Origin of the sequence: Streptomyces sp. NPDC008001 (genome assembly GCF_042958085.1) — a bacterium.
GTDB lineage: Bacteria > Actinomycetota > Actinomycetes > Streptomycetales > Streptomycetaceae > Streptomyces.
Genome location: NZ_JBIBIZ010000005.1, coordinates 486,872 through 509,423 on the forward strand (window position 1 = coordinate 486,872; position 22,552 = coordinate 509,423).

Consider the following 22,552-nt stretch of genomic DNA (forward strand, 5'->3'; position numbering starts at 1 on the left):
TCGTCACCCGCGGGCGGCGCCCGCCACGAGCCGGGCGGCCATGCCGGGGGCGCCCGCCCAGTGCACGTGGAGGTACGAGGCGTGCACCCCGCCGCGGAGGAACCCCTCCGTACGGCGCTCCGGGTGGGTGAAGCCCCACGCAGGGGCCTCGCCCGCCGCGGGCTCCGTCACCGTGCGGTGGAACTCGTGGCCCCTGACACGGGTACCGGCCTGCGCCAGCACGTTGTCCGAGATGGCCACGGCCTCCCGGTAGCCGAGGGTGAGGCGGCCGGACATGCGGGCGTCCGCGGGCAGCACGCCGCACATGGGCTTGCCGTCCAGGGAACGCGACAGGTACAGCAGGCCCGCGCACTCGGCGACGACCGGGGCGCCCGACGCCGCGAGGGCGGCCACCTGCTTGCGGAGGAGTTCGTTGGCGGAGAGCTCGGGGGCGTAGATCTCCGGGAAGCCGCCTCCTATGACGAGGGCGGCGGTGCGGTCGGGGAGGGACTCGTCCCTCAGTGGGTCGAATGCTGCGATCTCGGCGCCCGCGGCTCGGAGCAGTTCCGTATGTTCCGTGTACGAGAAGGTGAACGCCGGGCCGGCGGCTACTGCCACTACCGGTGCGTTTTCCGGGTGCGGCCCAGTGGGTGGTTTGTGCCCACCCGTCCCGCCCTGCGGGACGCCTGCCCACAACGTAGTGGCCGGGTCCCACGGCTCGTTCGCCAGCGGAGGCGCGCTGCGGGCCAGGGCCAGCAGGCCCTCCAGGTCGCAGCCCTCCCTCACCCGGGCCGCCTGGGCCGCCACCGCGTCCACCGCTTCGGTGCTGCGCTCGGCCACCGGGACCAGGCCCAGGTGCCGGGACGGCGTGTGCACGTGCTCGGCGCGCCGGACCGCTCCCAGCACCGGCACGCCCGACTCCGTCAGCGCCTCCCGGAGCAGCGCCTCGTGCCGGTCGGAGCCGACCTTGTTGAGGATGACGCCCGCGACCCGCACCTCCGGGTCCCAGGACGCGAAGCCGTGCACCAGCGCGGCCACCGACCGCGACTGCGACGACGCGTCCACGACCAGCACGACCGGCGCCTTCAGCAGCTTCGCGACGTGCGCCGTCGACGCCAGCTCGCCCTGCCCGCTCGCGCCGTCGTACAGGCCCATCACGCCCTCGACGACCGCCAGATCCGCCCCCGCCGCCCCGTGCAGGAACAGCGGGGCGATCCGCTCCGGGCCGCACATGTACGCGTCGAGGTTGCGGCCCGGGCGGCCGGTCGCGAGCGCGTGGTAGCCCGGGTCGATGTAGTCGGGCCCCACCTTGTGGGGGGAGACCGCGAGCCCCGCGTCGGCGAAGGCCCGCATCAGCCCGGTGGCCACCGTGGTCTTGCCGCTCCCGGAGGCCGGGGCGGCAATGACCAGGCGGGGGATGTCCGTACCTACCACTCGATGCCCCGCTGGCCCTTCTGACCGGCGTCCATCGGGTGCTTCACCTTCGACATGTCCGTCACCAGGTCCGCGAACTCGACGAGCTTCTCCGGGGCGTTGCGGCCCGTGATGACCACGTGCTGGGTGCCGGGGCGGTCGCGCAGCACCTCGACCACCTCGTCCGTGTCGATCCACCCCCAGTGCAGCGGGTAGGCGAACTCGTCCAGCACGTACAGCTTGTACCGCTCGGCCGCCAGGTCGCGCTTGACCTGCTCCCAGCCCTCGCGCGCCTTCTCCTCGTTGCTGAGCTCCCCCTCCTTGGGGTCGCGCTGGATCCAGGACCAGCCCTCGCCCATCTTGTGCCAGTCGACGGTGCCGCCCTCGCCCGACGCACCGAGCACCCGCAGGGCGTTCTCCTCGCCGACCTTCCACTTGGCCGACTTCACGAACTGGAACACCCCGATCGGCCAGCCCTGGTTCCACGCCCGCAGCGCCAGGCCGAACGCCGCCGTCGACTTGCCCTTGCCGATGCCGGTGTGGACGAAGACCAGCGGCCGGTTGCGGCGCTGGCGCGTGGTGAGCCCGTCGTCGGGAACGGTGGTCGGCTGCCCCTGAGGCATTACGCGGCCCTCCTGGTGTGAGTGGTCCGTACGGTGTGTACGAGCGCGGAGATGCTGTCCGCGCGCAGCTCGTCCAGCGTCACGACCGGGCCGCGCAGCTCCCGGCCCAGCTCGGCGGCGAGCCCGAGCCGTACGGGCCCCGCCTCGCAGTCCACGACCACCGACGCCGTGCCCTCGCCGGCCAGCAGCCGCGCGGCCCGCGCCGCCCGCGCCAGCGGCTCCGGGCCGCCGGTGGCCCGGCCGTCCGTCACCACGACCAGCAGCGGCCGCCGCGACGGGTCGCGCAGCCGCTCCACCCGCAGCACCTCGTGGGCCCGCAGCAGGCCCGCCGCCAGCGGCGTGCGGCCGCCCGTCGGCAGCTTCTCCAGCCGGGCCGCGCCCGCGTCCACCGACGACGTCGGCGGCAGCGCCACCTCGGCGTCCGCGCCGCGGAACGTGATCATGCCGATCTTGTCGCGGCGCTGGTACGCATCCAGCAGCAGCGACAGCACCGCACCCTTCACGGCGCTCATCCGCTTGCGGGCCGCCATCGAGCCGGAGGCGTCCACGACGAACAGCACCAGATTGCCCTCGCGGCCCTCGCGCACCGCCTCCCGCAGGTCGTCGCGGCGCACGAGCAGGCCGGGCCCGCTGCGCCCGCGCGCCCGCTGGTGCGGGGCCGCGGCCTGCACGGTCGCGGCCAGGTGCAGCCGGGACAGGGCGCCGCGGGGACGGCGCGAGCCGGTCGTCCGGCCGTGCGCCGTACGGGCCCGGGAGCGGCGGCCGTCCGCGCCTTCGCCGAGACCGGGCACGTCGAGCCTGCGGGTCCGGAAGGGCGCGGAGGCGGCGACGGCGGGCGCCTCGGCCGCCTCGTGGGATTCCCCTGCGGCGGGGGAGCCCTCCGGGGCGGCAGGGCTCTCCTGAGGGGGCCCGGGCTCGTCGGAGGCGGATCCGGGCTCCTGCCGCTGCTGCGGCACGTCCGGCGCGCCGCCGGGGCCCTGACCGTCCTGCGGGGGCTGCTGCCCGCCGCCGTCGGGGCCGCCGTCCCCGCCGTCCCCGCCGTCGTCGTCCGGCCCCTCGGGCTCGGGCTCCGGCTCCGGGTCCTCGTCCTCGAAGCCGCCGAGGATCTCGTCGAGCTTGTCCTCGTCCAGGCCCGGGGCGTCGAAGGGGTTGCGCCGGCGCCGGTGCGGCAGCGACAGCAGCGCCGCCTGCCGTACGTCCGCGGTGGTCACGTCCGTGCGGCCCGCCCACGCGGCGAGCGCGCTCGCGGCCCGTGCGGTGACGATGTCCGCGCGCATGCCGTCCACCTCGAAGCCCGCGCACACGGCGGCGATCCGGCGCAGCGCGCCGTCGCCCAGCCGTACGGACGGCAGCAGCGCACGGGCGGCGGCGATGCGCTCGCGCAGCGTCCGCTCCTCCGCCGCCCACTTGGCGGCGAACGCCGCCGGGTCGTCGTCGAAGGCGAGGCGGCGGCGCACGACCTCGACGCGCTCGTCCGGCTCGCGCGAGGCCGCGACCTCGACGGTCAGCCCGAAGCGGTCCAGCAGCTGGGGGCGGAGCTCGCCCTCCTCGGGGTTCATCGTGCCGACGAGGAGGAAGCGGGACGCGTGCCGGACGGAGACCCCCTCGCGCTCGACGGAGGAGACGCCGGTGGCGGCCGCGTCGAGCAGCGAGTCGACCAGGTGGTCCCCGAGGAGGTTGACCTCGTCGACGTAGAGGACGCCCCGGTGCGCGGCGGCCAGCAGGCCCGGCTCGAACGCCTTCACGCCCTCGCCCAGCGCCCGCTCGATGTCGAGCGCTCCGACGAGCCGGTCCTCGGACGCGCCGACCGGCAGCTCGACCATGCGGGCGGGGCGCGCCGCGCGGTCGCCGCCCGTGTGCGGCCCGTCCGGGCACTGCGGGTCCGGGGCCGCCGGGTCGCAGGAGAACCGGCAGTCCGCGACGGTCACGACCTCGGGCAGCAGCGCCGCCAGGGCCCTGACCGCAGTGGTCTTCGCGGTCCCCTTCTCGCCCCGTACGAGCACTCCGCCGATGGCCGGCGAGATGCTGTTGAGCAACAGGCCCAGCCGCATGTCGTCCATGCCGACGATCGCGGTGAACGGATAAGTGGCCGAGGCCATCAGGCGTTACCCCCTTCGAGGGATTCGACGGATCCTGCGGAAGCGATGACGGGACCATGCCGGTCCCGGGCCGGTTCTCTCCGCTCTCTCTGCGCGGGCAGGGGCGGTGCCCCCGGCGGAATGAACCGCAGCCCGCCGGGCACCCCGTCCTCGATCAGCCGCAGCAGCGCGTCCGTGTCCGCGTGTTCCTCGATCAGATCGCCCAGCCGGTCCAGCTGTTCCTCGCGCAGGGCCGCGAACGACGTGTCCGGTGCCGGGACGAACGCCCGCCCCGCCGCCTCCGCGACGCGCCGCAGGAACGCCCGGCGGAACCCGTCGCTCTCCAGCGAGCCGTGCCAGTGCGTCCCCCACACCGCGCCCACCCGGCAGCCGTCCAAGAACGGCTCGTCGCCGCCCCGCACGTCCGCAACGCCGTGGTGGATCTCGTAGCCCTCCACGGGCTCGCCCAGCGCCGTGCCGACCGGTCTCGCCAGCGTCTTCTCCGCCGCGAACCGCACCCGCACCGGCAGCAGGCCCAGCCCCTCGACCGTGCCCGCCTTCGACTCGACCTCGTCGTCGATCCGCTCGCCCAGCAGCTGGTAGCCGCCGCAGATCCCCAGGACGGGCAGGCCCTCCGCCGCGCGCCGGGCCAGGGCGTCCGCGAGCCCGCGCTCGCGCAGCCACGCCAGGGCGCGCACCGTGCCGCGCGTGCCCGGCACGACCACCAGGTCGGCGTCGGCGAGCTCCTCCGGGCGGTCCACGAAGCGCACGACCACGCCGGGCTCGGCGGCCAGCGCGTCCACGTCCGTGAAGTTCGACATCAGCGGCACCGCGCACACCGCGACCCGCAGCACGTCCGCGCCGTGCGGCGGGGCCACCACCGACTCGCGCACCGCGCCCCGCAGCGAGACCCGCAGGCCGTCCTCCTCGTCGATGCCGAGGCCGTGCGCGAACGGCAGGACGCCGAACGTCCGCCGGCCCGTCAGCCCGTACAGCATGTCCAGGCCCGGCTCCAGCAGCGACACGTCGCCCCGGAACTTGTTGACGACGTAACCCGCTATCAGCTCCTGGTCCTCCGGCGACAGCAGCGCCGTCGTGCCGAAGAAGGACGCGAAGACGCCGCCGCGGTCGATGTCACCGACCACGACCACGGGCAGCCGGGCCGCCCGGGCGATGCCCATGTTGACGATGTCGCTGCGCCGCAGATTGATCTCGGCCGGGCTGCCCGCGCCCTCGCAGATGACCGCGTCGTGCGTGCGGCGCAGCTCCTCCAGGCAGTCGGTCACCGTGCCGAACAACTGCTCCTGGCGGCCCGCGTGGTAGCCGCGGGCGCTCAGTTCGCCGACCGGCTTGCCCATCAGGACGACCTGGCTGCTCCGGTCGCCGCCGGGCTTGAGCAGGACGGGGTTCATGAGCGCGCTCGGCTCGACGCGGGCGGCCGCGGCCTGCATCGCCTGCGCGCGGCCTATCTCCGCGCCCTCGCGCGTCACGAACGAGTTGAGCGACATGTTCTGCGCCTTGAACGGCGCGACCTTGACGCCCTTGCGGACCAGCCAGCGGCAGATGCCGGCCGTCACCACGCTCTTGCCCGCGTCCGAGGTGGTGCCGGCCACCAGCAGGCCCCCGCCCCGCGGACCCGCGGGCCCGCTCCTGTCAGCCGTCACCGGCTCCTCCTTGCCGTCATAAGCAGACTGCCCACTGTGCGGGCCGCAACTGCCGTTCCCAGGGCCAGCAGTGACACCCGGCGCGAGAGGCGCACCGCGCGTTCGATGTCGGCCGACACCACGGGGCGGTTCTCCGCGCCCAGCACGGGGCGGTGCTCGGTCCGGCCCGCGTAGGCGAGGGTCCCGCCGAGCCGCACGCCGAGCGCGCCCGCGAACGCGGCCTCCACCGGGCCCGCGTTGGGGCTGGGGTGGCGGGACGCGTCGCGCCGGGCCACCCGCCACGCGCCGCGCGGGTCGGGGCCCGCGAGGACGGCGAGGGCGGCGGTCAGCCGGGCGCCGGGCCAGCCCGCCACGTCGTCCAGGCGGGCCGAGGCCCAGCCGAAGCGGCGGTAGCGGGGCGACTTGTGGCCGACCATGGCGTCGAGCGTGTTCACGGCCCGGAAGCCCACCAGGCCGGGCACGCCGCCGAGCGCGCCCCACACGAGGGCGCCGACGACGGCGTCGGACGTGTTCTCGGCCACGGACTCCACGACGGCGCGGGCGATCTGCTGCCCGTCCAGCGCCTGCGGGTCGCGGCCGCACAGGTGCGGCAGGCGCTCGCGGGCGACCTCCACGTCACCGGCGGCGAGCGCGCCCCCGATGGCGCGGGCCTCCCGGCCCAGGGACGTCCCGCCGAGCACGGCCCACGTGGCGGCGGCCGTCAGCGCGACCTCGGCGGTGCGGGAGCGGGAGGCGCGTACGGTACGGGCCAGCAGCGCGGCACCGGCGACCGCGCCCCCGGCGCACACGAGGGTGTGCAGGGCTCCGCGGCCGCGGTGGTCGCGCCACAAGCGCTGCTCCACGGACAGGGCGGCGCGGCCGAACGCGGCGACGGGGTGGCCGCGGCGGGGGTCGCCCAGCACGCGGTCACCGAGGAAGCCGAGGGCGGCGCCGCACGCGAAACCGATCGGATCGGCACGCATCGGCTCAGACCGCCGTCACGCCTCGGCGGGGGAAGGGGGCTGGGAGGGGCGTTCGGTGGCGGGCGCCGGGCATGACGATGTGTCCTCACTCAGGGTCCGCGCCCTGGCTCGACGTGACCGGCGACCAGAGTCTCCTGGCTCCCGGATCCGCGCCGCCCCGGCCTTCCGGCTCGCTGCCGTGGCCGTCCTGAGGGGAGGCGCTCCCCGGTGACAGTGGCGGGACCGCGCCGGATTCGCACCGGCTTCCTCTGCTGTCGCCGTTTGGCTCCGGAAGTCCACCATGCGCCGCGGGCGCCGTCAACTCACGTCTGACCTGGTCCGAACCCTCGCTCACGCCTCCGTCCGCGGGTACGCGAACGGCCGGGCCCCGTAGGAGACCCGGCCGTCCGGAGACGAGCGCGGCGCTTACGCCACGATCAGGTAGATGCCGTAGCCCACGGCCGCCGCGCACAGCGCGAAGCACGCGTAGGCCCCGGAGCGCGCGAGCACACCGGCGCCCGCACCCGTCTCCGGCGAGCCCCCCGTGCGGGGCGCCGTGCCCATGATGCCCAGGGTGAAGATGCCCACCAGGCCGACCGTCACCACGAGGCTGACGCCGAAGACCTGGCCGAAAGCCGCCCAGTCGATGTGCATGCTGTTTCTTCCTTGCCTTAGCTCGCCGCGGCGGCGGCAGGAGCCCGCCCGGCCTCGGGGGAGGGAGAGACCGCGGCGGCCAGGGGGCCGGCCGGCGGCGGGGCGACGGCCTGCAGGGCCGCGGTGACGACACCGGCCGGCTCGGCGGCGGGCTCGGTGCCGCGCTCGTCCAGGTCGCCGTGGGTGACGGGCTTGCGGCGCGAGGCCATCCAGATCGCGCCGGAGACGGCCAGGCCGAGGACGGCGACCGCGGCCACGCCCCAGTCGCCCTGGTCGGCGAGGAAGGCGGCGCCACCGGCGACCAGGCCGGCCGCGGGCAGGGTCAGGCCCCAGGCCAGGACCATGCGCCCGGCGGTGGACCAGCGCACGACGCCGCCCTTGCGGCCGAGCCCGGCGCCCATGATCGAGCCGGAGCAGACCTGGGTGGTGGAGAGCGCGAAGCCGATGTGCGAGGAGGCGAGGATCACGGTCGCGGCGCCGGTCTGGGCGGCGAAGCCCTGCGCGGGCTTGATGTCCGTGAGGCCCTTGCCGAGGGTCTGGATGATGCGCCAGCCGCCCAGGTACGTACCGAGCGCGATGGCCAGGCCGGCCGAGACGATGACCCACAGCGGCGGGTCCGCGTGCGGCGCGACGACGCCGCCGGCGACGAGCGCGAGGGTGATCACGCCCATCGTCTTCTGGGCGTCGTTGGTGCCGTGGGCGAGGGAGACCAGGGCGGCCGAGGCGATCTGCCCGGCGCGGTAGCCCTTGGCGGTGTCGCGCTCGTCACGCCCGCGGGCGAGCCGGTAGGTGAGCCGGGTCGCGCACCAGGCGGCGAGGCCGGCCACGATCGGCGCGGCGACGGCCGGGATCAGGACCTTCATGACGACCTTGTCGGCGTTGACCGCGTGGAAGCCGGCGGAGACCACCGTCGCGCCGATGAGGCCGCCGAAGAGGGCGTGCGAGGAGCTGGAGGGCAGCCCGGCGAGCCAGGTCAGCAGGTTCCAGACGATCGCGCCGACCAGCCCCGCGAAGATCACTTCGGGCCGGATGCCGGCGCTCTCATCGATGATTCCCCCGGAGATGGTCTTGGCCACCTCGACGGACAGGAACGCACCGACGAGGTTCAGGGCCGCCGACATCGCCACTGCGGTCTTGGGCTTGAGGGCGCCGGTGGAGATGGTGGTGGCCATGGCGTTGGCCGTGTCGTGGAAGCCGTTCGTAAAGTCGAACACCAAGGCCGTGACGATCACGATCCCGATGAGAAGCGTGATGTGTTCCATTCACCCAGGCAATCAGCTCGATGGTCAGTACAGCAGCGACCGTAAAGACCTTGGGTGAACGGAAGGTGAACTGGGCCGGGCGGAGCAGTGACGCGAACCGGAGGCGAAAAACGGATGCGAGTGACCGAGCAGATCCGCCGGGCATGGGCCGATGTCGTGGCCACGGCCCGCCGCACCACGGCCGACGGCCTCGTCGTCGGCACCTCGGGCAACGTCTCCGCCCGGGTGGGCGATGTCGTCGTCGTCACACCCAGCGGCATCCCGTACGACCGGCTCACCCCGGGCGACCTGGTGGCGGTCGACCCGGAGGGCCGCCCGCTCCTCGGCGACCTGGCCCCCACCAGCGAGCTCCCCCTGCACCTCGCGGTCTACGGCGCCACCGGCGCCGCCGCGATCGTGCACACCCACGCCGTGCACGCCACGGCCGTGTCCACCCTCGTCGACGAGCTGCCCCTGATCCACTACATGGCCGGTGCCCTGGGCGGCCCGGTCCGCGTCGCCCCCTACGCCCTCTACGGCAGCGACGAGCTGGCCGCGCACGCCCTGGAGGCCCTCACCGGCCGCACCGGCTGCCTCCTGCGCAACCACGGCACCCTCACCTACGGCGCGAGCCTCGGCCAGGCGTACGACCGCACCGCGCAGCTGGAGTGGATGTGCCGGGTCTGGCTCACCGCCTCCTCCGTGCCCGGCCGCGCCCCCGCCCTCCTCACTCCCGGCCAGGCGGACCGCGCGGCGGAGAAACTCCGCGGCTACGGCCCGCAGGGCTGACAGCACGCGTCGCAGCGGCAGGTCCCGGGGCCGCCCGGCGCGCGCTTCGCCCACTGGCCGTGACCGCCCGCGCCGCCCACACTGGAGGGCATGGGCATACGGACCACCGCAGCCGTGGCCGCCGTCACGGCGATCGGTGCCGGAACGGCCGCCCTCGCGGCCGGCCGGTACGCCTCGGACGCCGCCCTCCGCGCCGGCCCCGGCGGACCCCCGCCCGACCAGCCGCGGCTCACCGTCCACTCCGTCGACGGCGACCGCATCACCCTCACCCGCCACCAGGCCTCGCTGCGCCCCGGCACCTACGGGCTGACCGGCCGCGGCCTGCACGCCGTCGTCGGCCCCGTCGTCGGGGACGCCCCGCACCCGGCCGACGCCGTCGTCCGCCGCCTGGAGCGGGTCACACGCGGCGCACCGGAACCGGGCGACCGCGTGTGGCTCACCCCGCAGCTGCACGCCGGGAACCCCCGCGACGCCCTCGGCCTCGACCACGCCGACCTCGTCATCCCCGGCGAGCTCGGACCGCTCCCCGCCTGGTTCGTGCCCGCCGCCCGCGACACCTGGGTGATCACCGTGCACGGCCTCGGCGTCACCCGCGAGCACCCCATGGTCGTCATGCCGTTCCTGCACGGCCTGCGGATGCCGGTCCTCGGCCTCGCCTACCGGGGCGACCCCGGGGCGCCCCGCCCACCGGACGGAATCAGCCGTTTCGGGCTCGCCGAGTGGCACGATCTCGCCGCTGCCGTCCGCTACGCCCTGGCCCACGGTGCCCGCCGCGTCGTTCTGCACGGCTGGTCCACCGGAGCCACCATGGCCCTGCTGACCGTCACCGACCCGGAGCTGCGCCCGCACATCAGCGGCCTCGTCATGGACTCGCCGGTGCTCGACTGGCCGGCCGCCCTGCACGCCCTGGCCGCCGCCCGCGGCGTGCCCGCCCCGCTGCTCCCGCTCGCCCTGCACGCCGCCCGCGGCCGGACCGGAATGGCCCCCGACGGGCTCGACCGGGTCCGCGACCCGGCCCGGCTGAGCGTCCCCGTCCTGCTCGCCCACGGACCCGACGACACCGTCGCCCCGTGGCGCACGTCACGCGAACTGGCGGCCGGGCGCCCCGATCTGATCGTCCTGCACACCGTCCGCCGGGCCCCGCACGCCGCGATGTGGAATGCCTCCCCGGAGCGTTACGAAGAGGCGCTGCGGAGGTTCCTCATCCCCTTCATGTGACGTCCTCACGGCCGCCAAGCAGCCCTGTTCCAGCGGCAGGAAGTGAAGGGTGGAACGCCGGACAATTGATTCCGATTGGGTTTTCGGAGCAGCAGCGGCAAGACTGCTCCTGTGACGTCCCGTACTCCGCGCGACTCCCGGCTCAGACTTGTCCCCCGACAGCCGATCGCCGCTGCCCGCCGGGCCGTGGCGAACCGAGGCACCCGCCCGGCGCCCCGCCCGCCGGCCGGCACCCCCGCCCCGGCCGAACTGGCCCGGCAGGCCAGAGACTGTCTCACCGGCGCGGTCCGCGTCGCCCGCTGGGCGGCCGACGAGCGCGGCCGCGGCGCCACCCTGCGCCCCGGCACGACCGGAGGGCTTCCCGCGGAGACGGCCGGACGGGCCGCCGCGGCCCTGGGCCTGACGCCCCGCCAGGCACGCACCGACTGGGACCACGCCCGCCTCGCCGGGCTCGTCGAGCTGCACGGCGGCACCGCCCGCCCCGGCTGGCGCATGCAGGCCTGGGACCGCGACGACGGCGCCGTCCTGCGCGGCTGGGTCGCCCTCTTCGACGCCTGGTCCCTGGCCCACCCCGCACCCGCCGGCGCGGACGCGACGGTCGCCGCCGAGGTCGTCGAGGCCGCGCCCCAGCTGCTGTCCGTCATGCACCTGTCGGCCGGCTCCGTTCCCGTCGCGATGCTCCTCGACCTGCTCCAGCAGCGCGTCGCCGAGATCCGCGCCGAGCGCTGCGAGGTGCCCTACGGCGGCCGGCCCGTCCCCCCGGCCCGCTCCGCCCCCACGGACGACGACCCGCTGGAGGAGCTCCTCGGCTGGGCGCTCGAAGGGCTCGCCTCCGTCGGCGCCCTGGTCGTGCGGGGCGCCCCCGGCCCGCAGGCCGAGGCCGTGCTGACGCCACTCGGCAACTGGGCGGTGTGGGTCAAGCTGGAGCAGATCTGCGTCGCCGCCCAGAGCCCCGCGGGCAACATCGAGCTGTCCGCCGAAGCCATGCTGCGCGGCTGCGCCGACCTCACCCCGGGCCCCGCCCGCGCCGAGTACCGCGCCTGGCTCGCGGCCCGTCCCGCCGGCAGCGCCCTCAGCGAGCTCCTGGACGCGGCCCGCGGCGACGACGCCCTCGTCCGGGGCCTGGCCTTCGAGGCGCTGCGGGCGGTCGGCGCGGCCGCGGAGCCCGCCGTGCGGGCCGTGGTGGACGAGCCGTGCCTGCGGCCGTACGCCCTGCTGTGGCTCGCGGAGCACGAGGGACGCGACCCGGAGCAGGCGGCCGAGGTGCTCACCCGCGAGGAGGCCACCTGGCTGTGGGTGGACACGGCCGCCGCCGTCGCCGACCACGGCGAGAGCCGGCTGCTCGTGCGGCACCTCGACTCGGCGGTCCAGGGCACGGTGCCGGGGCTGCTGGAGGAGGTGCGGGCGGTGGGTCATCCGCGCACGGTGCAGGTGCTCGTCGCGCTGGCGGCGGCGCACCCGGACCCGGCCCTGGCCAAGGCCGTCCGCAAGGCGGCGTTCCAGGTCCACACGGGCGGCGTCTGAAAGGCGCCGGCACGCGTGGGGCGAGCCCGGCCCGGCCGGCCGGGCTCAGCCCCCCGGGACGTACGTCCCGAAGCTCCACACGTTGCCCTCCAGGTCCCGCGCCATGTAGTCCCGCGAGCCGTACGCCTCGTCCGTCGGCTGCGACAGGATCTCCACCCCGGCCTTCTCGGCCCGCCGGAAGTGGGCGTCGGTGTCCTCGACGACGACGTAGACGCCCACCGGCCCGCTCTCCCGCATGGCCTCGGCGAACACCCCCACCCGCCCCTTCGAACCGATCATCACCCTGCCGTCGCCGTAGGCGAGTTCGGCGTGCAGGACGGTCCCGTCCTCGCTCTCGTACAGGGCGGCCTGCGTGAAGCCGAAGGCCTTGGTGAGCTGTTTGATCGCCGCCTTCGCGTCGCGGTAGAGCAGGGTGGGGTAGATGCCGGGGGTGCGCGTGCCTGTCATCCGGTGTCACTCCTCGGTCAGCGGAAGGTGTCGCAACGGGCGGTGTCCCCGGTGCCGTACCCCGTGTTGAACCACTGCTGCCGCTGCGCGGACGAGCCGTGCGTCCAGCTCTCGGGGGTCACCCGGCCCTGGAACTTCTCCTGGATGCGGTCGTCGCCGACGGCCGCGGCCGCGGACAGGCCGTCGTCGATGTCCTCCTGCGTCAGCTTGCTGATCAGCGGCCGCCCGGTCCCCTTCTCGGGCGTGGTCGTGGCGTGCCGGGCCCAGACCCCGGCGTAGCAGTCGGCCTGCAGCTCGGTCCGGACGGAGCTGCTGCCGGCGCCCGTCCCCCGGTCCTTATGAGCGCGGTCCAGCGTGCCCGTCAGGTTCTGGACGTGGTGGCCGTACTCGTGCGCGACGACGTAGGCCTCGGCGAACGGCCCGCCGCTCGCCCCGAACTTCGTCCGCAGCTCGTTGAAGAACCCGAGGTCGAGGTAGACCTTCCGGTCGCCGGGGCAGTAGAAGGGCCCCACGGCCGAGGACGCCGCCCCGCAGGCCGTACGGACCTGGCCGGTGAAGAAGACGGTCGACGCCGGGGTGTAGGTGCGCGAGCGGCGGGCGAACTCCTGGCTCCAGAACGACTGGGCGCTGTTGACCACGGCGACGATCCGGCAGTCCTCCCGGGTGTTGGCGTCGTGGCCCGTCCGGCAGTGCCGGCCGACCTGTTCGTCGCTGCTCGCGGTGCCGCCCGGCGCCGGTCCGGAGGAGAGCCCGAGCTCCTGCGGGCCGATGCCGAAGAACAGGCCCAGCACCAGGGCGACCAGCCCCACGATGCCGCCGCCGATCGTCACCCCGCCGCCCGGGATCCGGCTGCCGCGCTCGTCCTGCACCTGGGAGGTGTCCAGCCCCGCGTCGTCGTCGAACTGCATGCGCCCACCGCCTTCCCATCCCCGAGTATCGGTGAATCGCCCGCCATGTCGCTGCTGATCGGATGCCCGGTCCGGCGTGTCGGCGGGGCCGGCCGGCGGCGGCCGGATATCCAGGACAAACGGTACGGAAGGAGCGACCCCATGGCGACGGCGGACACGGTGCACGGCGGTCGCCGCGCCCCCCTCCCGCCCTCCCTCGCGCTCCTCCTCGCCACCCTGCTCCTGGCCCTGCCCCTGGCCGCCGCGGCCCGCCGCGCCCAGCACGCCCCCTTCGGCGACCGGCTCACCCTGCACCCGGCCGTGCGCCTCGCCGGCGACACCGGCGCACCCCGGCTGCGTCTCGCGCCGGGCGGCCTGGAGGCGTACGCCCCGGACACCGGCGCCCTGCGCTGGACGTACGCCCGCGAGGGCCACCGCCCGCTCCAGGCCCTCCCCGCCCACGGGGAGGCCGTCGCCCTCTGGGACGACGGCCTCGTCACCGGCACCTCCCTGCACCGCGGCGCCCTCTCCGTCTGGCACCGCGGGGTCCCCGGCTGGCTCGCCGCCCCCGCCGCCCGGCACGCGCACGGCGCCCTCCAGCTGCTCGGCCCCCGGCCGGACACCGTGGCCGTCGTCACCCCGCGGCTGGTCACCGCCTACGGGTCGGACAGCGGCGACCTCCGCTGGCACCGCGAGGCGGGGCCGGGCTGCGCCTTCGACTCCGCCCGCACGGCCCGCCGCGCCGGATTCCTGCTGATCGCCCGGCACTGCGCCCCCGGGACGCCCTGGACGACCGGGATCGCCGCGGTCTCCGCGGCGGGCCCGTTCGCCTAGCGGCGCGGCGGCCGGGCGTTCCCGGAGCCCGGCGGCCCGGAAAGCCGGTTGCACGTCCCCGTTAGACTGATGGGCATGGCATTCCTCCTCGTGCATTAGACGGCGTCGGCCGCCCGTCGCCCGCGCCCGCAGGGGTGCGCCCGTGTGCGGCCGAGTTCGCTCCCGTCCCCACCGCCGTCCACCACGCCCTGGAGTAATTCCCGTGATCACCGCCTCCGGCATCGAGCTGCGCGCCGGCGCCCGCATCCTCATCGAGAACGCTTCCTTCCGCATCGCCAGGGGCGACCGCATCGGCCTCGTCGGCCGCAACGGCGCCGGCAAGACCACCCTCACCAAGTGCCTCGCCGGCGAGGGCATGCCCGCGGGCGGCACGATCGCCCGCTCCGGCGAGGTCGGCTACCTCCCGCAGGACCCGCGCACCGGCGACCTCGACGTCCTCGCCCGCGACCGCATCCTCTCCGCGCGCGGCCTCGACACCGTCCTGCGCAAGATGCGCGAGAACGAGGACCGCATGGCCAACGGCCAGGGCGCCACGCGCGAGAAGGCCATGAAGAAGTACGAGCGCCTGGAGACGGAGTTCCTCACCAAGGGCGGGTACGCCGCCGAGGCGGAGGCCGCGACCATCGCCGCCAGCCTCGGCCTGCCCGACCGCATCCTCGCGCAGCCCCTGCACACCCTCTCCGGCGGTCAGCGCCGCCGCGTCGAGCTGGCCCGGATCCTCTTCTCCGACGCCGACATCCTGCTCCTGGACGAGCCCACCAACCACCTCGACGCCGACTCCATCGCCTGGCTGCGCGACTACCTCAAGACGTACCGCGGCGGCTTCATCGTCATCTCCCACGACGTCGACCTCGTCGAGACCGTCGTCAACAAGGTCTTCTACCTCGACGCCAACCGCTCCGTCATCGACGTCTACAACATGGGCTGGAAGCTCTACCAGCAGCAGCGCGAGGCCGACGAGAAGCGCCGCAAGCGCGAGCGCCAGAACGCCGAGAAGAAGGCCGCGGCCCTCAATTCGCAGGCCGACAAGATGCGCGCCAAGGCCACCAAGACCGTCGCCGCGCAGAACATGGCCAAGCGCGCCGAGCGGCTGCTCAAGGGCCTGGACGAGGTCCGCGCCTCCGACAAGGTCGCCAAGCTGCGCTTCCCCGAGCCCGCGCCCTGCGGCAAGACCCCGCTGACGGCGGAGGGCCTGTCGAAGTCCTACGGCTCGCTGGAGATCTTCACCGACGTCGACCTGGCCATCGACAAGGGCTCCCGCGTGGTCATCCTCGGCCTCAACGGCGCCGGCAAGACCACGCTGCTGCGCCTGCTCGCGGGCGCGGAGAAGCCCGACACCGGTCAGGTCACCCCCGGTCACGGCCTCAAGCTCGGCTACTACGCCCAGGAGCACGAGACGCTCGACCCGGACCGCACGGTCCTGGAGAACATGCGCTCCTCCGCTCCCGACCTGGACCTCGTCGAGGTCCGCAAGACGCTGGGCTCGTTCCTGTTCTCCGGCGACGACGTCGACAAGCCCGCGGGCGTGCTCTCCGGCGGCGAGAAGACCCGGCTGGCCCTGGCCACGCTGGTGGTCTCCTCCGCCAACGTCCTCCTGCTGGACGAGCCCACCAACAACCTCGACCCCGCCAGCCGCGAGGAGATCCTCGGCGCCCTGCGCACCTACAAGGGCGCGGTCGTGCTGGTGACGCACGACGAGGGCGCCGTGGACGCGCTCGAGCCGGAGCGGATCATCCTGCTGCCCGACGGCGTCGAGGACCTCTGGGGGCCCGACTACGCGGATCTGGTCGCCCTCGCGTGATCGGTGCCGTCCCGATCATTCGGCCGACGGGTGATCCTTCATCTGAGTGAGAGCGGCTCGTACCCCGCTGCCACCCCCTGCCCCGGCGCACGACCAGTGCCATGCGCCGGGGCTTTCGCACCACCGGTCGGGAGTGCCCCGTCTGACCTGCCCCTTCGCTGCGCCACCCGTACGGCCGTACGAGCGCGGCGCTTCGGAATTCCCTGCTCCGAGGCCTTCCGGAGGCCGGAAAAGGGGCCGCCGGAGGCCGTGGACTTCTCATGGACCTTGTCGAATGGGTGGCCAGGAGGCCGTGTAGGGGTGATCATGAGAGTCAAGAGGCGCATCTCCCATGAGGAGGCACGGGTGGCCGAGACTCTGAAGAAGGGCAGCCGGGTGACCGGCGCCGCGCGCGAAAAGCTCGCGGCAGACCTGAAGAAGAAGTACGACTCCGGTGCGAGCATCAGGGCGCTGGCCGAAGAGACCGGTCGCTCCTACGGCTTCGTTCACCGGATGCTCAGTGAATCCGGCGTGATCCTCCGGGGTCGCGGCGGAGCGACGCGCGGCAAGAAGGCCGCCTCGGCCTGACGCCCCGCGCACCCAGGGCACCGACAGTGTGGGCAGGACCACCCGGTCGGTCGAGCAGTCGGCCGGGTGGTTACTGTGCAGTCACCTACTGTGCAGTAGCCCGATCGGAGGCCCTTCGATGACCGCCCCCAAGACTCTGCTCGACCAGGACGGCGTACGGCTCACCGTGGATGACGCGGTGGCCGCCGTCACCCTCACCAACCCCGCCAAGCGCAACGCCCAGTCGCCCGCGCTGTGGCGGGCCCTGACCGAGGCCGGACGGCTGCTCCCGGGCAGCGTGCGGATCGTCGTGCTGCGCGGCGAGGGCAAGTCCTTCTCCGCCGGGCTCGACCGGCAGGCCTTCACCCCCGAGGGCTTCGAGGGCGAGCCCTCCTTCCTCGACCTGGCCCGGGGCGGCGAGGAGGCGCTGGACGCCGAGATCTCCGCGTACCAGTCCGCGTTCACCTGGTGGCGGCGCAACGACATCGTCTCCATCGCCGCGGTCCAGGGCCATGCGATAGGCGCCGGCTTCCAGCTCGCCCTCGCGTGCGACCTGCGGGTCTGCGCCGAGGACGTGCAGTTCGCCATGCGCGAGCCCAGCCTGGGCCTCGTCCCGGACCTCGGCGGCACGCAGCCGCTGGTGTCGCTCGTCGGGTACGCCCGCGCGCTGGAGATCTGCGCCACGGGCCGCTTCGTGCGCGCCCAGGAGGCCGAGCGGACCGGCCTGGCCAACCTCGTCGTCCCGGAGGGCGAGCTGGACGCCGCCGTCCAGGACCTCGCCGCGGCCGTCCTCGCCGCCCCGCGGGACGCCGTCGTCGAGACCAAGGCGCTGCTGCGGGGCGCGGCCGGACGGACGTACGACGAGCAGCGGGCCGCGGAGCGGGCCGCGCAGGGACGGCGCCTGCGGGATCTTGCCGGGGTGGGGGAGTAGCACCCGGCAGCAGCACCGGGCGGGCGCGCCTCCGCGCCACGGTGGCCGTCGCGTCCGGGGCCGGCCCCGGACGTGCACCCCGTATCAGCCCCGGACGCGCACCCCGTAGCGGGTGCGCAGCACGTGCAGCTCCCAGACGGAGACGGCCGTGACGGACAGCGGGCCGCCGAGGAACGCGGCGATCTGCACGTACAGCGGCCCCTTCGGCAGGCCGTCCCCCATCTGGGCGAGGTTGAGCACCCAGACGAGGACGGCCGTGAGCACGGCGGGCAGCGCTGCGTGGACGTGGGCCGTGTTGAACGCGTAGCGGGCGGCTGCGCCCGAGGCGAAGAAGAGGAAGGACGCCGCCCAGATCAGCGACGGGAGGCCGGCGATCAGGAAGGCCAGGCTGATCACCGCCTGGACGGCGAAGACCCCCGCCAGCAGCTTGTTCAGGAGGAGCACGACGAGGGCCGCGGCGAGCGCGCCGGCCGGTACGCCCAGGTACCAGCCGATGGCCTTGAGCGGGTAGCGCAGCCGGGAGCGGAGCACGGCGCGGTGCTGCGGGGGCGCGTACCAGATGAATCCGGCGATCACGAGCGGGCCGACGAGGAGCAGCACCAGCGGCGCCAGGAACACCTTGGTGAAGCCGTCCTCGAACACCGCGCTCCAGCCGCCGTCGACGCCGTAGACGGATATCAGTACGAAGGTGGTGAGGCCGCCGGCGACGGCCCGCGCCTTCTGGACCCGGCCTATGAGCGGATCGACGACGCGGCCGGGGCTGGGTTCGGCGAAGATGCCGTTGGCGTGGCGGCGGGCGTGACGGGCGATGCCCAGCCCGCCGGTGGTCAGCAGATGTCTCAGCGCCATGAAGGCGTCTCCCCCTGTGTTGCAGTGCTGTCGGTGAAAATTGCCGCGGAAGCTTATCCGGGGCTTACGCGGGGCTTATGCGTGGACCGCCCCGCGGATGCGGACGCCGTAACGGCTGCGCAGGACGTACAGCTCCCAGGCGGAGAGGGCGGTGACGGAGAGGGGCCCGCCGAGGAACGCGGCGATCTTCACGTACAGGGGGCCGTTGGGCAGGCCGTCGCCCAGGGAGACGAGGTTGAGCGTCCAGACGACGAGCGTGGTGAAGACGGCGGGCAGCATGGGGTGCACGACGCCCGTGTTGAAGGCGGTACGGGCGACGACGCCGGAGGCCAGGAAGAGGAAGACGGCCAGCCAGACGAGGCCGGCGATCAGCCAGAAGCACAGGAACAGGGAGATCAGCGGTCCGACGATCAGCCCGAACTTCCACTCGGATATGTAGTTGTAGATCAGCCACCACGTCCCGGCGGTCACGCTCAGGACGACGAGCGGTACGCCCAGGTACGCACCCACGGTCATCAGCGGGAACCTCAGCTGCCCGCGCAGCCACGGGCGGGTCTCCTTCGGCGCGTAGAAGACGAAGCCGGTGATGACGAGGGGCCCGGCGACGATGAGCACCAGCGGTGCCAGGAACAGCTTGGTCAGCCCGTCCTCGAGGACGGAGCTCCAGCCGCCGTCCACGCCGTACGTCCAGATGAGGGCGAACGTCGCCACCGTGCCGAGGAAGGCCCGGAACCCCTGGAGGAAGCGGAGGGACGGGGTGTCGTACTCCGCGAGGACTTCCCGGCCGAAGCCGAGCCAGTGGGCCGCGGTCCCGGCGCTCGTGAAGAGGGCCGCTACGCAGCCCCCGTCCGCCGAGGTCGTCGCGTCCTCCGCCATGCCGTGCCCCTTCCCGGGGCGTGCCGCCGCCCCGCCCGCTTGATCGTCCAGGCGGGGATTCTATCGCTGTGGTCATGACATTCCGTGAGCTGTGGCCGGGCCCTGACCTGCGTCGATGCCGCGCACGCGGCTCGCGCGCCGTCCGGCGCGTTGCGCACCGGCGGCTCACTCCGGCGGCTGCTCGCCGTGGCCGTTTCCCCGGGATCCCCCGAGCGCTCCGGGGAATGCGCACCTAAGGTGGCAAAGGGAGCCCATAGCCCGCAGCCCTGGAAGAGGGGAATGGACGATGAGCGAAACCGTGTACAGCAGTGAGAGCGCTCCGACCGCCCCGGGCGACCGTGGCCGCACCACGATCGCCGACGGGGTCGTGGAGAAGATCGCCGGCCTCGCGGCCCGCGACGTCGTCGGTGTCCACGCGATGGGCAGCGGCTTCTCCCGCACCTTCGGAGCCGTCCGGGACCGGGTCCCGGGAGGCAGCAAATCCGTCTCCCGCGGCGTGAAGGCCGAGGTCGGCGAGGTCCAGACGGCCCTCGACCTGGAGATCGTCGTCGACTACGGGGTGGCGATCACCGACGTGGCCCGGGCCGTGCGGGAGAACGTCATCGCGTCGGTGGAGCGGATGACCGGTCTGGAGGTCGTCGAGGTCAACATCGCCGTGACCGACGTGAAGCTGCCCGACGAGGAAGAGGACGAGCCGGAGCCGAGGCTCCAGTAGAGCCGAGGCTTCAGGTGAGGAGCTCGCGATGAGCATGGCCGTGGTCGGAATAATCGCCGGTATGGCGCTCGGGTTCGCCGGGTACTTCGGCGGCTTCGGGGCGTTTCTGCTCGTGGCCGCCCTGGGCGCGCTCGGGTTCGTGGTGGGCCGTTTCCTCGACGGGGACCTGGATCCGGGGGAGTTCTTCCGGACGCGGGACCGTGAGGGGCGGCGGCGGTGACGCTTCCGGCTGCTGAACGCGGTGCGACCCGCATCGCCGACCGCGTCGTCGCGAAGATCGCCTCGCGGGCGGCGCGGGAGGCGCTGGACGGGGCCGCGGGGCGGGGCGCCTCCGGCGCCACGGAAGCCGGTCCGCCGTACGCCGACGTCACCGTGCGCGGCGACGTGGCCCGGGTCCGGGTCGCCGTCGAGCTCGGCTACCCCTCGGACATCGGGGCGCTGTGCGGTGCGGTGCGGCGCCGGATCACCGAACGGGTGAACACCCTTGCGGGAATGGAGGTGCCCGAAGTGGCCGTCGTCGTGGAGCGGCTGCACTCCGTGCACATGGGGGCGTCGGGGCGGGTGCGGTGAGCGGGGGCGGGGTTCCTGGAGGTGCGCGGCGCTTCTGGGCCGTGCGGCGGGTGCCCGCCTTCCTGGTGGCGGCCGTGGTGCTGGGGGCGGCCGGTCTGCTCCTGTACGACGTCGTCGCCGTCCGGGTGCACCGGCCCGCCATGGAGTGGCGGCGGCGCCTCGCCCACGAGCTCGCCACCCGGCCCCTGGGGGACGGGTGGGTGATCGGGGGCGCCGCCGTCGCCGTCGTGGCCGGGCTGTGGCTGCTCCTGCTCGCTCTGACGCCCGGCATGCGCGGCGTGCTGCCCATGCGGCGCGACCGGGCCGACCTGCGGGCCGGGATCGACCGGCGGGCCGCGGCGCTCGTGCTGCGGGACCGGGCCATGGAGGTGGCCGGCGTGCAGTCCGTACGGGTCGGGGTGAGGCGGCGGCGCGTGACCGTGCGGGCGCGGTCCCACTTCCGGGACCTCGACGACGTGCGGGCCGATGTGGAGTCCGTGACGGCCGACGCGGTGCGGAAGCTGGGGCTCGCGCACGAGCCGGGGGTGTCGGTGCGGGTCAGCCGGCCGGTGAAGCGGTGAGGGTGCCGCGGTGAGGGGTGTGTGGTGCTGAGGGGTGTCAACCGGGTGCTGGTGGGGCTGGCCGGGGTGGTGCTCGCCGGGGCGGGCGCGGCCGTGCTCGTCGGGGCGCTCGATCTCCAGCGGCGGTGGGGGTTCGGCCTGCCGTCCGCCTGGCCGTTCGACGGGCCGCACGACGTGCTGCTGAGCCGGGCCGGTCAGACGAAGTGGCGCGACCAGGGCTGGTGGTGGCCCGCGGTGATCGCCGGGCTCGGCGTCGTGGTGCTGCTGGCGCTGTGGTGGCTGCTGGCGCAGGTGCGGCGGCGCCGGCTGCGGGAGCTCGTCGTGGACTGCGGGGACGGCGAGGAGGCGGTACTGCGGGGGAGAGCGCTGGAAGACGCGGTGAGCGCCGAGGCGGAGATGCTGGACGGGGTCGAGCGGGCGCTGGTCGCGCTGCTGGGGCGGCGGACGGCACCGGAGGCGTGGGTGGGGCTGACGCTGGCGCCGCACGCGTCGCCGGCGGTGGCGCTGTCGCGGCTGGACCGGGAGGCGCTGGAGCATGCGCGGACCTCGGCGGGGGTGGCGCGGTTGCCGGTGGAGGTACGGGTGCGGGCGGTGCGGCACCCGGCCGAGCGGGTGGGCTGACGGGCCGCCGAGCGGGTGGGCCGACGGCCGGGCGTCAGAAGCCGTGGCGCGCGCCGCCGTCCACCGGCAGCATCAGGCCGGTGAGGTAGGAGGCCGCGGGGGAGAGGAGGAAGGCCGCCGCCTTGCCGAACTCCGCCGGGGTGCCGTAGCGGCGCAGGGGGATGCGTGCCGCGTGGTGCAGCCGGGTCTTCTGCGGGTCGTCCGAGAGGGCGTCCAGCTCTCTGACCCGGTCCGTGTCGATGCGGTGCGGGAGGAGGCCGACGACACGGATGCCCCGCGGGCCCAGTTCGGCCGAGAGGGATTTCGCGAAGCCCGCCAGGCCCGGCCGCAGGGCGTTGGAGACGGTGAGCCCGGGGATCGGCTCGTGGACCGACGCCGAGAGCACGAAGCCGATCACGCCGCCCTCGGTGAGCTCCGCCGCTGCCGTACGGGCCAGGTGGATCGCCCCGAGGAAGACGGTCTCGAAGGCCCGCTGCCACTGGTCGTCGCTGACGTCCGCGGCCGTGCCCGCGGGCGGGCCGCCCACGCTGATGAGGATGCCGTCGAAGCGGCCGGCGTGGTTCCTGGCCGCTTCGATCACCCGGCGCGGGGTGGTGGGGTCGGCGTTGTCGGCTGCCACGCCGAAGGCCAGGGGGCCGAGTTTCGCTGCCGCTGCCGTGGCGGACTGCTCCGTGCGGCCGGTGATCACCACCTTCGCACCGTCGGCGATGAGCTGTTGCGCCGTGGCGTGACCCAGCCCTCTGGTGGCTCCGGTCAGGACGTACGCGCGGTCCTTCAGTCCGAGATCCATG

General features: G+C 74.5%; 24 protein-coding genes and 1 riboswitch. Of the genes, 12 read left to right on the forward strand and 12 right to left on the reverse strand.

Going from position 1 to position 22,552, the window contains the following annotated elements; genetic code table 11:
* Positions 1-3: 3 nt before the first annotated feature.
* The 7 genes from ACFZCD_RS16280 to ACFZCD_RS16310 all read right to left on the reverse strand — a co-directional run bounded on the left by ACFZCD_RS16280 (position 4) and on the right by ACFZCD_RS16310 (position 8,614).
* Positions 4-1,413: a cobyrinate a,c-diamide synthase gene (locus ACFZCD_RS16280; RefSeq protein ID WP_391831167.1), complete on the reverse strand. Its 1,410-nt coding sequence runs from the start codon at positions 1,411-1,413 to the stop codon at positions 4-6.
* The gene (gene cobO / locus ACFZCD_RS16285; protein WP_391831169.1) at positions 1,407-2,015 is read right to left on the reverse strand and encodes a cob(I)yrinic acid a,c-diamide adenosyltransferase; all 609 of its coding nucleotides are present in this window, start codon (positions 2,013-2,015) and stop codon (positions 1,407-1,409) included. The genes ACFZCD_RS16280 and cobO overlap by 7 nt, the downstream gene beginning before the upstream one ends.
* Complete coding sequence (locus ACFZCD_RS16290; RefSeq protein WP_391831171.1) at positions 2,015-4,114, reverse strand: putative cobaltochelatase; 2,100 nt, start codon at positions 4,112-4,114, stop codon at positions 2,015-2,017. Before ACFZCD_RS16290 ends, cobO begins: the two co-directional genes overlap by 1 nt.
* The gene (locus ACFZCD_RS16295) at positions 4,114-5,757 is read right to left on the reverse strand and encodes a cobyric acid synthase (RefSeq protein WP_391831173.1); all 1,644 of its coding nucleotides are present in this window, start codon (positions 5,755-5,757) and stop codon (positions 4,114-4,116) included. The genes ACFZCD_RS16290 and ACFZCD_RS16295 overlap by 1 nt, the downstream gene beginning before the upstream one ends.
* Positions 5,754-6,719: a cobalamin biosynthesis protein gene (locus tag ACFZCD_RS16300; RefSeq protein ID WP_391831175.1), complete on the reverse strand. Its 966-nt coding sequence runs from the start codon at positions 6,717-6,719 to the stop codon at positions 5,754-5,756. Before ACFZCD_RS16300 ends, ACFZCD_RS16295 begins: the two co-directional genes overlap by 4 nt.
* A gap of 127 nt (positions 6,720-6,846) precedes the next feature.
* Positions 6,847-6,969, reverse strand: a riboswitch (cobalamin riboswitch).
* Positions 6,970-7,124: 155 nt separating this feature from the next.
* Positions 7,125-7,352, reverse strand: coding sequence for a hypothetical protein (locus ACFZCD_RS16305; protein WP_391831177.1), 228 nt, complete (start codon positions 7,350-7,352; stop codon positions 7,125-7,127).
* A 17-nt stretch (positions 7,353-7,369) separates the two neighbouring features.
* Entirely contained in the window at positions 7,370-8,614 is a 1,245-nt protein-coding gene (locus ACFZCD_RS16310) for an anion permease (protein ID WP_391831179.1), read from the reverse strand.
* Between the two features lie 114 nt (positions 8,615-8,728).
* Between ACFZCD_RS16310 and ACFZCD_RS16315 the strand changes: the two genes are divergently transcribed.
* The 3 genes from ACFZCD_RS16315 to ACFZCD_RS16325 all read left to right on the forward strand — a co-directional run bounded on the left by ACFZCD_RS16315 (position 8,729) and on the right by ACFZCD_RS16325 (position 12,124).
* A complete protein-coding gene (locus ACFZCD_RS16315; protein ID WP_391831181.1) occupies positions 8,729-9,382 on the forward strand; it encodes a class II aldolase/adducin family protein in 654 nt (217 codons plus the stop codon).
* Between the two features lie 90 nt (positions 9,383-9,472).
* On the forward strand, positions 9,473-10,600 hold the full coding sequence (locus tag ACFZCD_RS16320; RefSeq protein ID WP_391831183.1) for an alpha/beta hydrolase: 1,128 nt from the start codon (positions 9,473-9,475) through the stop codon (positions 10,598-10,600).
* Positions 10,601-10,711: 111 nt separating this feature from the next.
* On the forward strand, positions 10,712-12,124 hold the full coding sequence (locus ACFZCD_RS16325; protein WP_391831185.1) for a hypothetical protein: 1,413 nt from the start codon (positions 10,712-10,714) through the stop codon (positions 12,122-12,124).
* 45 nt (positions 12,125-12,169) lie between these two features.
* Here ACFZCD_RS16325 and ACFZCD_RS16330 read toward each other — a convergent pair whose 3' ends face one another.
* Together ACFZCD_RS16330 and ACFZCD_RS16335 are read right to left on the reverse strand one after the other, a co-directional pair.
* On the reverse strand, positions 12,170-12,571 hold the full coding sequence (locus ACFZCD_RS16330; RefSeq protein ID WP_391831187.1) for a VOC family protein: 402 nt from the start codon (positions 12,569-12,571) through the stop codon (positions 12,170-12,172).
* A gap of 17 nt (positions 12,572-12,588) precedes the next feature.
* Positions 12,589-13,479 (reverse strand): neutral zinc metallopeptidase, encoded by an 891-nt coding sequence (locus ACFZCD_RS16335; RefSeq protein WP_391831189.1) that lies wholly within the window; start codon positions 13,477-13,479, stop codon positions 12,589-12,591.
* A 141-nt stretch (positions 13,480-13,620) separates the two neighbouring features.
* Between ACFZCD_RS16335 and ACFZCD_RS16340 the strand changes: the two genes are divergently transcribed.
* From ACFZCD_RS16340 to ACFZCD_RS16355, 4 genes are all read left to right on the forward strand, one after another.
* On the forward strand, positions 13,621-14,292 hold the full coding sequence (locus ACFZCD_RS16340) for a hypothetical protein (protein WP_391831191.1): 672 nt from the start codon (positions 13,621-13,623) through the stop codon (positions 14,290-14,292).
* Positions 14,293-14,494: 202 nt separating this feature from the next.
* Complete coding sequence (gene abc-f / locus ACFZCD_RS16345; protein WP_391831193.1) at positions 14,495-16,093, forward strand: ribosomal protection-like ABC-F family protein; 1,599 nt, start codon at positions 14,495-14,497, stop codon at positions 16,091-16,093.
* A 345-nt stretch (positions 16,094-16,438) separates the two neighbouring features.
* Entirely contained in the window at positions 16,439-16,660 is a 222-nt protein-coding gene (locus ACFZCD_RS16350; protein WP_030366669.1) for a helix-turn-helix domain-containing protein, read from the forward strand.
* A gap of 118 nt (positions 16,661-16,778) precedes the next feature.
* Positions 16,779-17,570 carry an enoyl-CoA hydratase/isomerase family protein gene (locus ACFZCD_RS16355; protein WP_391831195.1) on the forward strand — a complete coding sequence of 264 codons (792 nt, stop codon included), beginning with the start codon at positions 16,779-16,781 and terminating at the stop codon, positions 17,568-17,570.
* A gap of 84 nt (positions 17,571-17,654) precedes the next feature.
* On the opposite strand, the gene ACFZCD_RS16360 is transcribed toward ACFZCD_RS16355, so the two are convergent.
* Positions 17,655-18,419 carry a hypothetical protein gene (locus ACFZCD_RS16360; protein ID WP_391831197.1) on the reverse strand — a complete coding sequence of 255 codons (765 nt, stop codon included), beginning with the start codon at positions 18,417-18,419 and terminating at the stop codon, positions 17,655-17,657.
* A gap of 75 nt (positions 18,420-18,494) precedes the next feature.
* Positions 18,495-19,295: a hypothetical protein gene (locus ACFZCD_RS16365; protein WP_391831199.1), complete on the reverse strand. Its 801-nt coding sequence runs from the start codon at positions 19,293-19,295 to the stop codon at positions 18,495-18,497.
* Between the two features lie 286 nt (positions 19,296-19,581).
* On the opposite strand from ACFZCD_RS16365, the gene ACFZCD_RS16370 reads away from it, so the two are divergent.
* The 5 genes from ACFZCD_RS16370 to amaP are packed head-to-tail and all read left to right on the forward strand — an operon-like array spanning position 19,582 to position 21,761.
* Positions 19,582-20,010, forward strand: a complete 429-nt coding sequence (locus ACFZCD_RS16370; RefSeq protein WP_391831201.1) for an Asp23/Gls24 family envelope stress response protein — start codon at positions 19,582-19,584, stop codon at positions 20,008-20,010.
* Positions 20,011-20,038: 28 nt separating this feature from the next.
* Positions 20,039-20,230, forward strand: a complete 192-nt coding sequence (locus tag ACFZCD_RS16375) for a hypothetical protein (protein WP_391831203.1) — start codon at positions 20,039-20,041, stop codon at positions 20,228-20,230.
* Complete coding sequence (locus tag ACFZCD_RS16380) at positions 20,227-20,580, forward strand: Asp23/Gls24 family envelope stress response protein (protein ID WP_391831205.1); 354 nt, start codon at positions 20,227-20,229, stop codon at positions 20,578-20,580. Before ACFZCD_RS16375 ends, ACFZCD_RS16380 begins: the two co-directional genes overlap by 4 nt.
* On the forward strand, positions 20,577-21,140 hold the full coding sequence (locus ACFZCD_RS16385; protein WP_391831207.1) for a DUF6286 domain-containing protein: 564 nt from the start codon (positions 20,577-20,579) through the stop codon (positions 21,138-21,140). Before ACFZCD_RS16380 ends, ACFZCD_RS16385 begins: the two co-directional genes overlap by 4 nt.
* Positions 21,141-21,164: 24 nt before the next feature.
* Positions 21,165-21,761, forward strand: coding sequence for an alkaline shock response membrane anchor protein AmaP (gene amaP / locus ACFZCD_RS16390; RefSeq protein ID WP_391831209.1), 597 nt, complete (start codon positions 21,165-21,167; stop codon positions 21,759-21,761).
* 34 nt (positions 21,762-21,795) lie between these two features.
* Here amaP and ACFZCD_RS16395 read toward each other — a convergent pair whose 3' ends face one another.
* Positions 21,796-22,551 carry an SDR family oxidoreductase gene (locus tag ACFZCD_RS16395; RefSeq protein ID WP_391831211.1) on the reverse strand — a complete coding sequence of 252 codons (756 nt, stop codon included), beginning with the start codon at positions 22,549-22,551 and terminating at the stop codon, positions 21,796-21,798.
* Position 22,552 lies beyond the last annotated feature (1 nt).